Source organism: Enterobacter sp. ENT02, assembly GCF_019219165.1.
In the GTDB taxonomy this organism is placed as follows: Bacteria; Pseudomonadota; Gammaproteobacteria; order Enterobacterales; family Enterobacteriaceae; genus Enterobacter; species Enterobacter mori.
Genome location: NZ_JAHUWD010000001.1, coordinates 774,524 through 789,516 on the forward strand (window position 1 = coordinate 774,524; position 14,993 = coordinate 789,516).

The window sequence follows — 14,993 nt, forward strand, 5'->3', positions numbered from 1 at the left end:
GGATCAACATAACAATGAAACGTTCTCATCTTTGGGTTTTAAATCCTTGCTTGCTTGCAATGCTTTCTACCTCTGCGTGGGCGGAAGAACAAAAGGAAGAAGATATCGTGGTCTCTGCCAGCCGTGCTCACCGCAGCGTGGCTGAAATGGCGCAGACCACCTGGGTCATTGAACGGGCTGAAATTGAGCAGCAGGTTCAGGGCGGAAAAGAGATTAAAGAAGTGCTGGCCCAGCTGATCCCGGGCATGGACGTCAGCAGCCAGGGGCGCACCAACTACGGCATGAACCTGCGCGGTCGTTCGATGATGGTGATGGTGGACGGCGTGCGTCTGAACTCGTCACGCAGCGACAGCCGCCAGCTCGACTCTATCGATCCGTTCAATATCGATCGTATCGAAGTGATCTCCGGTGCCACCTCGCTCTATGGCGGCGGCAGCACCGGCGGCCTGGTGAACATCGTCACCAAAAAGGGCCAGCCGGATACCGAAGTGGAGTTCCAGACCGGGACAAAGAGCGGTTTTAACAGCCACAACGATCACGATGAGAACGTGTCGGCAGCCGTCAGCAGCGGCAACGATAAAGCCTCCGGTCGTCTGTCGGTGTCGTATCAGCGCTACGGCGGCTGGTATGACGGCAACGGCGACGAGGTGATTATCGATAACACCCAGACCGGCCTGCAGTATTCCGACCGTATTGACGTGATGGGCACAGGTACCATCAACATTGACGATCATCAGCAGCTGCAGCTCACCACGCAGTACTACAAGAGCGAGTCCGACGGGAAGCACGGTCTGTTCCTCGGCGAGAACTTCTCGGCGGTGACGGGCGATGCAAAAGCCTACAACAAAGACAACCTCAACTCCGATCGTATCCCCGGTACCGAGCGCCACCTGATTAACCTGCAGTACTCGAATACCGATTTCTGGGGCCAGGACCTGGTCGCGCAGATTTACTATCGCGATGAGAGCCTGACCTACTACCCGTTCCCGACGCTGAGTAAAGGCGCGGTAACCAGCATTGGCGCATCCCAGCAGAAAACCGACTTTTACGGCGGCAAGCTGACCCTGAACAGCAAGCCGGTGGATGATTTGACCCTCACCTGGGGTGTCGATGCCGACCATGAAACCTTCGATGCCAACCAGCAGTTCTTCGATCTGAGTAAAGCGGCGGCAAGCGGCGGTATGGATCTGGAAAATGCCTACAACGTGGGCCGTTATCCGGGTTACAGCATTACCAACCTTGCCCCGTTCCTGCAGGCCAGCTATGACATTGATGCCATCACCCTGAGCGGCGGCGTGCGCTACCAGTACACTGAAAACAAGGTGGATGACTTTGTTGGTTACGCCCAGCAGCAGGCCATCGCTAACGGGAAAGCCACCTCCGCCGACGCGGTGCCGGGTGGGAAAACGGATTACAACAACTTCCTGTTTAACGCCGGGATACTCGGTCGCCTGACCGAACAGCAGCAGCTGTGGTTTAACTTCTCGCAAGGCTTCGAAATTCCGGACCTGGCGAAATACTACGGCTCTGGCACCTACCAACTCGTCGACGGCCACTATCGCCTGCTGAACAGCGTGAACGTGAACGACTCGACTCTGGATGGGATCAAGGTTAATGCTTACGAGCTGGGCTGGCGTTTCACCGGCGACAATCTGCGCACGCAGGTCGCGGCATACTATTCGCTCTCGGATAAAACCATCACCATCAACAAGAGTGACATGACCATCAACCTCGAAGACGATAAACGTCGTATTTACGGGGTCGAAGGCCAGGTAGACTATTTCTTCACCGACAGCGACTGGAGCACCGGCGCGAACTTTAACGCCATTAAGTCTGAGACGCGTGAAAACGGAAAATGGGAGAAGCTGACGGTCGACAGCGCCAGCCCGTCGAAGGCCAGCGCATGGGTTAACTGGGCACCGGGCGACTGGGCGCTGCGCGTGCAGAGCACGCAGACCTTTGACGTATCTGACGCCGACGGTAAGAAGATCGATGGCTATAACACCATTGATTTCCTGGGCAGCTACGCCCTGCCGGTGGGCAAGGTCAGCTTCAGCGTGGAAAACCTGCTGGACAAAGACTACACCACCGCCTGGGGCCAGCGCGCGCCGGGGCTGTATAGCCCAACCTACGGCGCACCGGGCCTGTATACCTATAAAGGCCGAGGACGTACCTTTGGTCTGAACTACTCCGTACTGTTCTGATCCTGCGCGCCGCCTGCGGGCGGCGCATATTGCTGTGTAATTTCAACGCGAATTTGCTATAAAATCAGCGATTTGCTGAAATTGTCGGCAAACGAACGAAAAGTTTACTTTCCCCCTTTGACAAGGTGAACGCAGGTCGATAATATTCGCCCCGTTCACACGATTCCTCTGTAGTTCAGTCGGTAGAACGGCGGACTGTTAATCCGTATGTCACTGGTTCGAGTCCAGTCAGAGGAGCCAAATTTGAAAAGCCTGCTTTTGAAGCAGGCTTTTTGCTTTTGATATTCTCCTCCGCATCGGGAGCATGTTGGGGCCAGGTTGAGGTCCCCCTCTCACGGCTTCATAACGATGCGGCCAAGCGGTTTCGCTGTCTCAGCGTATTCATGGGCCGCGGCGGCGTTAGCCAGGGGGAAGATGCGGTCAATGACAACCCTGATGCGCCCTTCTGCCACAGCCTGCAAGATGTCGTCCACACTTGTCCGAACGCCGGGCCTTTCAAAAAGGGGCCCCATGAATACCCCCATGAGTGTCTGGTTAGACTGCATTGGCGGCCACAAGTCGACAGTCAGACTGCCACCGCCCGCATTACCGACGAAGACGAGGCGTCCTTGCGGAGCGAGTGCAGAAAGCGAAACAGGCAACGTCGTCCCTACCGGATCGATGACGAGGTCAACACCGGCGCCACGGGTGTACTCTCGGACACTGTCAACGATGTTGTCCTCTACACGATCCACGACATAATCGGCACCCAATTCAAGCAACCGACTTCTTCGCTGCGTTCCGCTTGCCACGGCGATAACCGTCGCGCCTTCTTGTGAGGCAAGCTGAACGGCCGCGAGCCCCACGCCCCCTGCTGCTGCCTGAATCAGGACGGTTTCTCCGTGCCGAAGCATGCCTCGTGTGAAAAGGCAATGATGCGCGGTTCCAAAAGAAATCGGTACCACCGCCGCGTCTGCTGCATCCACCCCATCCGGTATAAGCCAGGTTCGTTCCGCAGGCACAGCCCAACGTTCCGCATGCGATCCCTGCATGCTAAACGCAGTCACTCTGTCTCCAACCCTGCGATGACGGACTTTCGAACCGACGGCAACCACTGTGCCCGCGGCCGCGTAGCCGACGATCCACGAAGGAAGAGGCGGCGGCGTTGAACGCCGGTTGATCAGATCTCCCCCTTCAATCGAGATTGCCTCGACAGAAATCAGGACGTCATCAGGCCCTGCGACCGGATCCGGGACATCAATGTATTGCAGGACGTCGGGAGCGCCTTCCACGTCATAAACCGCTGCTTTCATTAATTTTCCTCTGTCATATCAAGACCCATAGGAAGCCGTTAGATTTGATGGCAGGTGAGTACCGATTACGATCATAGAGCGCCTGCCGTCCGAAGGGGAAAACGGCTTCGCGTGTTGTCATGATTGTACCTTTGTAATGGGGCGAAATCTGTCCGGTGAACACAAAGACACTTTACAGGTGCCAGATCGGGCGGATAAACAAGCGACGTTGTCCATCATTCTTTATAAGCTGCTCAAGGGTTCTTCCCATCGTGCTATTCCCTCTCTAAAAACTATCCTTTCAACTGAGCGACGAGCCCGGCCAGCGCAGCGCTACCGGGCAAGCCAGCAGCTAGATCTGGTAATCAATCGCCACTTCCTCCGGCTCCATTACCTGACGTTTAATCTCGTCCACCGACAGCCCGGCGTTGCACAGCTCGATAAAGCGCCAGACATAGTTGCGCTGCAGCTGTCCGCGCTTCAGCCCAAGCCAGACGGTATTGGCGTCAAACAGGTGACGCGTATCAAGACGCACGAGGTTCCCGTCTTCGCGTTCCCCGCTGGACTGTTCCGCCACCAGGCCTATACCCAGACCCAGCTCGACGTAAGTTTTGATCACATCGGAGTCCTGCGCGCTCAGCACCACGTCCGGCGTGAGCCCTTTGCGGTTGAAGGCTTCATCAATGCGCGAGCGTCCGGTAATGCCCTGGCGGTAAGTGATCAGCGGCCATTTCGCAATGTCTTCCAGCGTCAGGGGAGAGACCTGATTCAGCGGATGATCGACCGGGAGTAATAAACTGTGATACCAGCGGAACCACGGGAAGGCCACCAGCAGCGGGTCGTTGCTCAGACGCTCACTGGCGATGCCAATATCTGCCCCGCCGTTTTGCAGCAGCACTTCAATTTCCTGCGGCGTGCCCTGAATAAGCTCCAGACGGACATCCGGGAAAAGTTCGCGGAAGGCTTTAATCACCGGCGGCAGGCTGTAGCGCGCCTGCGTGTGGGTAGTGGCGATGGTGAGCACGCCCGAGGCGTCATTGGTGAAGAGATCCGCCAGACGACGCACGTTGCTGGCCTCGTTGAGGATCCGCTCAGCGATGGTCAGCAATGCCTTGCCCGGCTCCGTCATCCCAAGCAGACGCTTGCCGCGACGGATAAAAATCTCTATCCCCAGTTCCTCTTCCAGCTCGCGAATATGGCGGCTGACGCCAGACTGGGATGTATAAAGCATGTTAGCGACTTCGGTTAGGTTGTAGTCCCGCCTGGCCGCCTCACGGATAATTTTAAGTTGCTGGAAATTCACAATTCACTCCGGCGCATCTGACATAGCTCTATTGTTAGAGTCAGCTGAGCTGCAGAACAAATAATAAAAACCAGCATCTTATGCTTTTATGGAATATCAACTCACGAGCTGGAGTTCACGGTTCTCAAGCGACGGCTTGCTGACCAGCGACATCAAAATCTCTTTTACCGCCTGCGCCTGCGGCGACAGCGATCCGCGTGCGGACATATTCAGCGACAGCGGCAGGCTCATTGAAGGCGTGGTGATGCGCGCCATCCAGCCGTTTGCCGCACTGCACAGCGAGCGGGCGGCGGACTCCGGCAGGACCGTTACTCCCATTCCGCTGGCAATTGCTGCAGTCAGCGTGGAAATAGAATCAATTTCGCCAATAATTTTGGCCGTCAGGCGGCGCAGGGAGAACGCTTCATCCACGCGCACGCGCACCGCGCTGTAATCGCGCGGCAGGAAGAGATTCATCTCGGCCACGGCGGTTAAATCAACGCTCTGACCCGGGCAGTCGCGGGTGCCGACCAGATAAAGATCTTCTTTCAGCAGCGGCTGGCTGGTGATCCCGGCGACGGGAGAGCGATCGTAAAGGACGGCCATATCCAGCTGGCCGTTGAGCAGTTTGTCATTCAGAACGGAACCGCTGTTTTCGTGCAGGTAGACCAGTACTTCAGGCAGCTCAGCGCGAACGGCCTGCAGCAGTGGCATGGTGATAGACGATGCCGCGGTTCCTGGCGCTAAACCAATGGAAACGTGCCCGCTCAGGGTCTGGCCGACATTGTTCACCGCCAGCTGCGCCTGTTCACACTGACGCAGAATAGTGCGGGCATGGGTATACAAAATTTTGCCTGCTTCTGTTGGCGTTACGCCACGCTTGGTGCGGATCAGTAATTGCTGGTCCATCTCGCCTTCCAGCGTAGCCACCTGCTGGCTCAGCGCAGGCTGCGCGATATGCAGCACTTCTGCCGCTTGAGTCAGGCTGCCGATATCGACGATTTTTACGAAGTATTTCAGTCGTCTTAAGTTCATTTTGCCCCCTGTTCAAAAAACTGTGCCGGAACCGGCTGTCGTTGTTGAACTGGTTTTGCAATATGAATGCCAGTTTTGCGAAGAGGTCTGATTTGTTCCTAAGCGGCTGAAAATAAGGAAAGCTAATCATGGATGGGGGTTTAATGACTGAAACAGCGGTTTATGATCTGCCCCATTAGAGGTATGTTTGCACCATGACGGTGCATTACGTTGGCAAAAGCGCCACTTTGCTGATTTTGTCAGCAAACGATCAAAAGGTGTTGATCCATCCTTTGACAAGGCGAACGCAGGTCGATAATATGCGCCCCGTTCACACGATTCCTCTGTAGTTCAGTCGGTAGAACGGCGGACTGTTAATCCGTATGTCACTGGTTCGAGTCCAGTCAGAGGAGCCAAATTTGAAAAGCCTGCTTTTAAAGCAGGCTTTTTGCTTTTCTGCGGCGGGTAAAATTGTCGGGTGGCGGCTTCGCCTTACCCGACCTACGGGACCGTAGGCCCGGTAAGCGCAGCGCCACCGGGCGAAACGAACTTAATCGCTGAGCTTCACCGGCATCCCCGACCGCCGTTCCAGTTCAGCGCCCGCCCCCTCGTTTATCAGCTGCGTCCGTTGTGCGGCTGAAATGGGCAGAGGCACTTTCCGTGTTGACTCAAATTCCGCGCGGTTACGTGATAATGGCTCATGAACCTCAACCCAGCGGCTGCCGTCCGGCTCGGTGGTGGTTTTAACGGGCCTGTCGATAAGCTGCACGCGGGTTCCTACGGGGACATTATCGAAAAGGTATTTGATGTCGTTATTACGCAGACGAATGCAGCCCTGGCTAACCCGCAACCCGATGCCGAAATTCGAGTTTGTGCCGTGAATGGCATAGAGCCTGCCGATATAAATCGCATACAGCCCCATCGGGTTATCCGGCCCGGCGGGCACGAACGCCGGCAGGGTTTTCCCCTCTGCCGCATAGGCGCGGCGCGTATTCGGCGTCGGAGACCAGGTTGGCCCCTCCTGCTTACGCTCAACGGCCGTCACCCAGTTACGCGGCGTTTCGCGTCCGGCCTGACCAATGCCGATGGGCAGCACTTCTACGGTGTTGCCGCCAGGCGGATAGTAGTAGAGGCGCATTTCCGCCGCATTTACGATGATCCCCTCGCGGACGGTGTCAGGCAAAATCAGCTGCTGAGGTATTACCAGACGGGTGCCGGATTTGGGCAAAAAAGGATCCACGCCCGGGTTTGCTTCAAGCAGGTTGCTCAGCCCCTGCCCGTACTGCGCGGCAAAGGCTTCCAGAGGCAGCGTGTTGCCTTCGGGAACGGTGATGATAATCGGGGTTCCCACCAGACGACTGCCTTCCGGCGGAAGTGGATAGGTTACGGCAAACGCACCGGGAACAGCGGCGCACAGCGTAAGGACGAACCAGATAAGTCGAATCATAGTTTCCTGTGCTCATAAAAAGAGAAAGCCCGGGCTCAGGCAGGCTTTCTCAGTTTACGCTATCACGCCTCGGTTTTGCGCCACCTGCGCGTCAGTACTTTTTCCGCCTCGACAATAAGGAACATCACAAAACCAATCAGCAGGGTGATGACCCAGTAGCGGAACGGCAGCGCCTCGGTGCCAAACAGCATCTGCATGAAGGGTGCGTAAATAATAAGAAGCTGTAGCGCCAGCAGTACGCCGCTCACGATCCAAATCCCTTTGTTCGCCAGCAGGCCTTTGCTCAGCGAGAAGCCGTCATTCACGCGACAGTTGAGCATGTAGAACCACTGCGCAGTGACCAGGGTTTGCAGCAGCACGGTGCGGATAAATTCCGCCGAATAGCCGCGCGGCTGTAGCCAGGCTTCCAGCACGAAGGCGCTGATGGCAATCATCAGACCGACAAACACCACGCGCCAGATGGCATAGCCGTCCATCACATGGAGATTCGCCTTGCGCGGTGGCCGGTTCATGATGTTTTTCTCACCCGCTTCAAACGCCAGGCCAAACGACAGCGTGGCCGACGTCGCCATGTTCATCCACAGGATCAGGACCGGCGTTAGCGGGATCAGGTTCCCCGCCAGCAGCGCGATGATGATCAGCAGAGCCTGCGCGATGTTGCTGGGGATGACGAACAGAATGGTCTTTTTCAGGTTATCGTAAACCCGACGTCCCTCGTGCACCGCGCGGGCAATGGTGGCAAAGTTGTCATCCGTTAACACCATGTCGGCGGCTTCCTTGGTGACTTCCGTCCCCTTAATCCCCATGGCGATACCCACATCCGCCCGCTTGAGCGCTGGGGCATCGTTTACGCCATCCCCGGTCATGCCCACGACTTCCTGTTTACTTTGCAGAGCCTGCACAAGGCGGAATTTATCCTCCGGGCTGGTTCGGGCGAAAATATCGTACTGCTGGGCGGCGTCGCTCAGCTGGCGATCGTCCATCGCCTCCAGCTCACGTCCGGTGATAGCGCTTGTGGCGTTACCTATCCCCAACATTTGCCCAATGCTCATTGCCGTTTGCGGGTGGTCGCCGGTAATCATTTTCACGCGGATCCCGGCCTGCAGACAGTCGGCAATGGCGGTAATGGCCTCCGGACGCGGCGGATCCATCATTCCTGCAATACCCAGCAGGATCACGCCATCATGCAGGTCCGGGTGATCCAGCTCGCGTTGCCCCTCGTGGGCAGGTTTCCAGGCCGCCGCCACCATACGCAAGCCTTCCCGGGCATACTCTTCAATCTTCCCTTCCCAGTAAGGCTGATCGAACGGCTGCAGTCCGTCATTCGTCTGCTGGTACTGGCAGAGGCGGAACAGGACGTCTGGCGCGCCAGTGATTAAAATCACCTCTTCATCGCCCAGCCGGTACAGCGTGGACATGTATTTATACTGCGAATCAAACGGGATTTTACTGCGCATTTCGGTATCGAGCGGTGGGAGCGGAATTTTCGCCGCCAGCACCTTCAGCGCGCCCTCGGTCGGGCCCCCGGTGATTTTCCACAGCCCCTGCTCGTCTTTGATCAGCTGGCTGTCATTACAGAGGTCAATGGTGCGCAGGTAGCGTTCCAGCAGGGAACCCTGCGTCACGCTGACGGGCGTTGGGTCATCTACGGGGTGAATATTCCCCACCGGCTCGTAGCTGTCGCCCTCCACGCGATAGGTCGTGTCAGCGGTAATCACCGCTTTGACCGTCATTTCATTCATGGTCAGGGTGCCGGTTTTATCCGAGCAGATGACCGTCATCGCCCCCAGCGTTTCCACCGTGGGCAGCTTGCGAATGATGGCCTTGCGACGCGCCATGGCCTGTACGCCAAGCGAAAGGATGATGGAAATGATGGCCGGCAGGCCTTCCGGCACGGCGGCAACGGCGAGGCTGATAAGCGACAGCACCAGTTCAGAAACTGGCATATCCCGGAACAGGAGACTAAAGACAAACAGCGCCACCATCATCACCAGGATAGTGATAAAGATAGTCTTACCGAGCTTATCCATCTGCACCATCAGCGGCGTGCGGTGCTTTTCAATGTCGGACATCATCTGATTGATGTGACCCAGCTCGGTCTCGCCTCCGGTTGCTACCACCACGCCTTTACCGCCGCCGGAGCTGACGGTGGTGCCTGAGTAGAGCAGATTATACCGGTCACCTAAAGGCAGTTCCCCGCTTAACGCATCGCTGTTTTTCTCAACAACGGTGGATTCGCCGGTCAGGATGGCCTCCTCCACGCGCAGGTTGTGCGCTTCAATCACGCGCAGATCCGCAGGGATACGATCCCCGGCACGAATCACCACGATATCCCCCGGGACCAGTGCCGTGGTGGGGATCGTTTCATGATTCCCCTGTCTTACCACCACGGCTTCGCTGGAGAGCATATTGCGAATGCTCTGCAACGATTTTTCAGCATTGCTCTCCTGGATATGGCCAATCAGCGCGTTAATGATGGCAACCCCAAGGATCACAAACATGTCTACCCAGTGGCCCATAAAGAGCTTAAGCAACGCGGCCACCAGCAGAACGTAAATCAAAACGTCGTTAAAATGCGCCAGGAAGCGCAGCCAGGCAGGTTTGCCCTTTTTTTGCGGTAACGCATTCTCACCGTGCTGCTGAAGTCGGGCTGATGCCTCAGTGCCGCTAAGGCCTTCCAGGGTGGAGTGGATATTCGACAGGGTTTCGTCAACGGTTTGTTGATAATACGGACGTTCAGGTTTTCCTGTTTTCATCGTTCCTTCCTCAGGTTCTATTCAGAAATCACCTTGCTTCTCTGTAATTAACGAATAACGAAAACAGGAACATGTGCGTAACGAACAATACTTGCCGCCTCTGATCCTAACAAATGGGTTTGAATATTGGGATTTCGCGAGCCGACAATAATCGCGCCGACAGCCAGTTCATCCGCCAGCTTTATAACCTCATCACGAACATTCCCGCTACGGACATGGAGATGAACACGCGCGTCTGGCAGATTCAATTTTTTGACCAGGTCAGACAGCTTTTCTTTCGAATTATTAATCATATATTCATCCATTTTGCGCGCATCTGAAATAAAACCACGCGTCAGTTCGGCTGAAAACTTAGGCATGACGTGCAGCAAATGAATGTCACCCGATGCGCTTTGCGCCAGAAACTGAGCATGCTGCAACGCTTTATCCGCCAGGCTTGTCTCGTAGACATCCACCGGAACGAGAATGTTTTTATACATATCGAGCATCCTTTTTATAACCAACACGAGAGTGAATGAAGCAAAAAAACGCATTAAATGCAGGGGGTTGCCCTTAATGCCAGTTACGGTAAAAAGAGATGAATAATATTAAACGTAGCACAGGAATATCAGGTTTAGCGCTTCCCCACTGATAATGGTTATTTAACATTTATGTTTTCGCCGACTATGCTCATAGTCAGCCACCGCTTCCGGCTCATGGAGGAATGTATGTATGGTTTAAGCCTGATCCGCCTGGGTATGTTTATTGCACTCGCCATTATCGCCAGTACGGCGATTGGTTTATTTACCTATATGGTCGTCACTGTTCTGGCAGAATAGTGTCACCCCCTGTCCAGGTTATGGAATAAATAAAACAGTTATTTATTAGGGGAATACAGTGAACCGCTACCTCTCTCTTTTACCGTTCGTTTTGTTAACGCTCACGGCGTGCGACCCGAAACCGAAGCAAGCCTCCCCCCTGCCCAGAATGGTAAAAGTGGCGGAGGTGACGGTTCCCGGCCACGCCCAGCAGCGCGTTTTCCCCGCCCGCATTGAATCGGGCGATGCCACAGACCTTTCCTTCAAGCGCGCAGGGCAAATTGAAGCGCTCGATGTACGCCAGGGTGCTGCCATCAAACAGGGGCAACAGCTTGCCAGACTGAACGCCCGTGAAGCCCAGCAGCGGGTTAACGACAGACAAACAGCGGCGACGCTGGCCCAGAGGCAGTTCGACCGCTTCCAGACGCTGGCAGGACGACAGGCCATTTCAAAAGCCGAGATGGACGTGCAGCGTGCGAACCGCGATTCGGCGAATGCGGCGCTGCAGATTGCCCGGGAAGAGCTAAATCAGATGACGCTCGTTGCGCCCTTTAGCGGGACGGCGGCCAGCGTGCACGTGCGAAACCATCAGGTGGTGTCCGCCGGTCAGCCCATCGCGACGTTAACCCGTACCGATCTGCTGGACGTGGTGTTCAGCATTCCTGAAAACCTGTTTAAGACCTTTGATATTCGCAACGCGCAGTATCGCCCCGTGGTGAGAATTAACGCCCTTCCGGATCGGGAATTTACCGCCGTCTACAAAGAGCATTCGGGCAGCAGCGACAGCAATACCCTGACCTGGCAGGTGATACTCACCATGCCGCGACCCGATGATTTTCCCGCCGTCGGTGGCGTAAGCGGTACGGTGACCATCAATTTAACCAATCTCCCGGCCGGTGCGGGTGCTCAGGTGCTCGTCGTACCGGTTGAGGCAGTCTTTAACCCGGACAACAGCCCGCGCAATGAACCGCACGTCTGGGTCGTAACGGGAGAAGGCGACACGCTCCATCTTGAAGACCGCAAGGTCAGCGTGGGGCAAGTGAGTACCGAAGGTGTGGTAATCACCAGCGGGCTTAAGGCGGGCGAGCGCGTGGTGGCCGCAGGCGTTGGGGAGCTCCACGCTAACCAGCCAGTGCGTATCTGGACGCGTGAACGGGGACTGTAATGGATATCTCTCGTCAATTTATTAATAACCCTGTTCGCGTCTGGCTAACGATTCTGCTGCTGGGCATCGGGGGGATTTTCGCCCTGTTGAATATCGGCAGGCTGGAAGATCCCGCCTTTACCATCAAAACCGCCGTGGTGGTCACCCACTATCCCGGCGCATCCGCTCAGCAGGTTGAAGAAGAGGTGACGCTTCCGCTGGAGAATGCCCTGCAGCAGTTGCCTTATCTGGACAACGTGAGCTCCATCTCGTCAAACGGTCTGTCGCAAATCACCGTTAACATCGCTTCACGCTATCACTCGAACGAACTGCCGCAGATTTGGGATGAACTTCGCCGCCGCGTGGGCGATGCCTCGCGTCAGTTTCCGCCCGGCGTCGTCACGCCCTTTGTGAATGACGATTTCGGCGACGTGTTCGGCTTCTTCTTCGCCATTTCCGGAGATGAATTCAGTAATCCTGAACTGGTGAGATATGCGGAGCAGCTGCGCCGGGAGTTGATTCTGATCCCCGGCGTCGCGAAGGTTGCCATCGGCGGCGCTATTAGCCAACAGGTCAACATCGATATCTCCCTGACCAAAATGGCCGCGCGCGGCATTACGCTGAACCAGCTTTCCGTCCTGCTCAGCAGACTTAACGTCGTTTCCAGCGCAGGAGAAATCACCTCCGGCACCCAATCCATTCGCCTGCACCCGACCGGTGAGTTCGAGAATCTTGTTGAACTGGCGGATATCATCATCACGCCTTCCGGCATCGGGGCGGCGACGCGTCTGCGGGATATCGCCACGTTGTCGCGCGGGCTAAACGAATCGCCCGCCAGTCTCTACCATGCCAACGGCAAAAAAGCCGTCACCATGGGCGTCTCGTTTATTCCCGGCGTGAACGTAATCGACGTGGGCCACGCGCTGGAGGCGAAGCTAAACCAGATGTCGGCGGAAAAACCGGCAGGCATACAGATAGACCTGTTTTACGATCAGGCAGCCGAAGTGGGCCACTCTGTTAACGGTTTTATTATTAACTTCCTGATGGCGCTGGCGATTGTCATCGGCGTGCTGCTGATCTTTATGGGCGTACGCAGCGGGATCATCATTGCGTTTTCTCTCGCGCTCAACGTGCTCGGCACGCTGCTGATTATGTATCTGTGGGGTATTGAGCTGCAGCGCATCTCGCTCGGGGCGCTGATTATCGCCCTCAGCATGCTGGTGGATAACGCCATCGTGATTGTCGAAGGGGTGTTGATTGCCCGACAGCAGGGCTCGCCTCTGCTGTCCGCCGTGAACTACGTCATCCGCCGCTCCGCCCTGCCGCTGCTGGGGGCGACGGTGATTGCCATCCTGGCGTTTGCCCCTATCGGGCTGTCGCAGGATTCCACCGGGGAATACTGTAAATCCCTGTTCCAGGTGTTGCTGATTTCCCTGATGCTGAGCTGGTTTTCGGCGCTCACCCTCACCCCGGTGCTGATTAAGTGGTGGTTGTTTAAAAACGACAGTACCCCCGATAAAACCGATGAGTCAGATCCCTACGATAAACGACTCTACCGCGCCTACCAGCGCCTGCTTAACACGCTGCTGCACCATAAGGCACCGACGCTCATTGTGATGGCTGCGCTGCTGGCAGCGTCTGTCTGGGGTTTTGGCGCCGTACGGCAAAACTTTTTCCCGTCGTCTAATACGCCGATTTTCTTTGTCGACCTCTGGCTACCCTACGGCACCGATATTAAATGGACCGAGAAAATGACCGGCGATATCGAAAAAACCATTAACGGCCAGCCGGGTGTGGAAACCACCGTCTCGACCATTGGTCAGGGAAGTATGCGCTTTATTCTGACCTACAGCGGACAGCGGCAGTACAGTAACTATGCGCAGATCATGGTGCGCATGGACGACCAGCGCAACATCTCCGCCCTGACGCGCCACGTGGACGAGTACATCGCGCGAAACTATCCGCAGGTCAACGCCAGCACCAAGCGCGTGATGTTTGGCCCCTCCGGCGACAGCGCCATTGAGGTGCGCATTAAAGGTCCCGATCCTGACCGGCTGCGCCTGATTGCCAGCCAGGTGGACGACATCCTCACCCGCGACCCGGCCACGGGAAGCGTCAGGAACGACTGGCAAAACCGCAGCAAGGTGATCCGCCCACAGTACGTTGCCGCCCTGGGCCGCGAGCTTGGCGTAGATAAACAGGACGTCGACAACGCGCTGGAGATGAACTTCTCCGGCAGCCGGGCGGGGCTATACCGGGAAGGCAGCGACCTGCTGCCCGTGGTGGTGCGCCCGCCTGAGAGCGAACGGCTGGACGCCAATCACCTGAACAACGTGCTGGTGTGGAGCCAGACGCGGCAGCAGTATATCCCGCTGAGTAACGTCGTCAGCCGCTTCTCGCTGGAGTGGGAGGATCCGCTCATCCTTCGACGCGACCGTTCGCGGGTGCTGACAGTTCAGACAGACCCGGACCCGCTAAGCCAGCAAACCTCCGGCGATATCCTCGCCCGCGTGAAGCCGCAGGTAGATGCCCTTCCCCTGCCGCGCGGCTACAGCATTGAGTGGGGAGGCGACGCGGAAAACTCCAGCGAAGCGCAGCAGGGGCTGTTCACTACGCTACCTCTCGGGTATCTGGTGATGTTTGTCATTACGGTGCTGATGTTCAGCTCGGTGAAAAATGCCGTCGCCATCTGGCTGACCGTACCGCTGGCGCTGATCGGCGTGACGCCGGGATTTTTAATTACCGGCATTCCCTTTGGCTTTATGGCGCTGATTGGCCTGCTGAGCCTGAGCGGAATGCTCATCCGCAACGGCATCGTGCTGGTGGAAGAGATCGAACAGCAGAAAACGCAAAAGGATCAGCACGAGGCGATCGTGTACGCCGCCACCTCGCGCCTGCGCCCTATCCTGCTCACCGCGTTTACGACAGTTCTTGGCCTGGCTCCGCTACTGCTGGACGTTTTCTTCCAGAGCATGGCCGTTGTGATTATGTTTGGACTGGGGTTTGCTACAATCCTGACGCTGCTGGTACTCCCCGTGATCTATGCGTGTTTCCATCGTAAGGACGAAGCCAAATAAC

The 14,993-nt window shown here is 56.4% G+C and carries 9 protein-coding genes, 2 tRNA genes and 1 pseudogene; 5 read left to right on the top strand and 7 right to left on the bottom strand.

Features of this window, described 5'->3' with window-relative positions; genetic code table 11:
- Positions 1-14 precede the first annotated feature (14 nt).
- The gene (locus KW829_RS03585) at positions 15-2,204 is read left to right on the top strand and encodes a TonB-dependent siderophore receptor (protein ID WP_218307614.1); all 2,190 of its coding nucleotides are present in this window, start codon (positions 15-17) and stop codon (positions 2,202-2,204) included.
- A 164-nt stretch (positions 2,205-2,368) separates the two neighbouring features.
- Positions 2,369-2,444 (top strand) — tRNA-Asn (locus tag KW829_RS03590).
- Between the two features lie 92 nt (positions 2,445-2,536).
- Here KW829_RS03590 and KW829_RS03595 read toward each other — a convergent pair.
- The 4 genes and pseudogenes from KW829_RS03595 to nac form a co-directional block, all read right to left on the bottom strand.
- The gene (locus tag KW829_RS03595; protein ID WP_218307615.1) at positions 2,537-3,496 is read right to left on the bottom strand and encodes a zinc-binding alcohol dehydrogenase family protein; all 960 of its coding nucleotides are present in this window, start codon (positions 3,494-3,496) and stop codon (positions 2,537-2,539) included.
- Between the two features lie 22 nt (positions 3,497-3,518).
- Positions 3,519-3,617: pseudogene (locus KW829_RS03600) on the bottom strand (RidA family protein); the annotation flags it as partial.
- Between the two features lie 210 nt (positions 3,618-3,827).
- Positions 3,828-4,778: an HTH-type transcriptional regulator Cbl gene (gene cbl / locus KW829_RS03605; protein ID WP_010432106.1), complete on the bottom strand. Its 951-nt coding sequence runs from the start codon at positions 4,776-4,778 to the stop codon at positions 3,828-3,830.
- A 96-nt stretch (positions 4,779-4,874) separates the two neighbouring features.
- The gene (gene nac, locus KW829_RS03610) at positions 4,875-5,792 is read right to left on the bottom strand and encodes a nitrogen assimilation transcriptional regulator NAC (protein ID WP_010432103.1); all 918 of its coding nucleotides are present in this window, start codon (positions 5,790-5,792) and stop codon (positions 4,875-4,877) included.
- A gap of 319 nt (positions 5,793-6,111) precedes the next feature.
- Here nac and KW829_RS03615 point away from each other — a divergent pair.
- A tRNA-Asn gene (locus KW829_RS03615) sits at positions 6,112-6,187 on the top strand.
- Positions 6,188-6,321: 134 nt separating this feature from the next.
- On the opposite strand, the gene ldtA is transcribed toward KW829_RS03615, so the two are convergent.
- From ldtA to KW829_RS03630, 3 genes are all read right to left on the bottom strand, one after another.
- Positions 6,322-7,218 carry a L,D-transpeptidase gene (gene ldtA, locus KW829_RS03620; RefSeq protein ID WP_218307616.1) on the bottom strand — a complete coding sequence of 299 codons (897 nt, stop codon included), beginning with the start codon at positions 7,216-7,218 and terminating at the stop codon, positions 6,322-6,324.
- Between the two features lie 62 nt (positions 7,219-7,280).
- Positions 7,281-9,974 carry a cation-transporting P-type ATPase gene (locus KW829_RS03625; RefSeq protein ID WP_218307617.1) on the bottom strand — a complete coding sequence of 898 codons (2,694 nt, stop codon included), beginning with the start codon at positions 9,972-9,974 and terminating at the stop codon, positions 7,281-7,283.
- 47 nt (positions 9,975-10,021) lie between these two features.
- The gene (locus KW829_RS03630; protein WP_100165954.1) at positions 10,022-10,453 is read right to left on the bottom strand and encodes a universal stress protein; all 432 of its coding nucleotides are present in this window, start codon (positions 10,451-10,453) and stop codon (positions 10,022-10,024) included.
- Between the two features lie 397 nt (positions 10,454-10,850).
- Between KW829_RS03630 and KW829_RS03635 the strand changes: the two genes are divergently transcribed.
- Positions 10,851-11,936 carry an efflux RND transporter periplasmic adaptor subunit gene (locus KW829_RS03635; protein ID WP_218307618.1) on the top strand — a complete coding sequence of 362 codons (1,086 nt, stop codon included), beginning with the start codon at positions 10,851-10,853 and terminating at the stop codon, positions 11,934-11,936.
- Positions 11,936-14,992, top strand: a complete 3,057-nt coding sequence (locus KW829_RS03640; protein WP_218307619.1) for an efflux RND transporter permease subunit — start codon at positions 11,936-11,938, stop codon at positions 14,990-14,992. Before KW829_RS03635 ends, KW829_RS03640 begins: the two co-directional genes overlap by 1 nt.
- Position 14,993 lies beyond the last annotated feature (1 nt).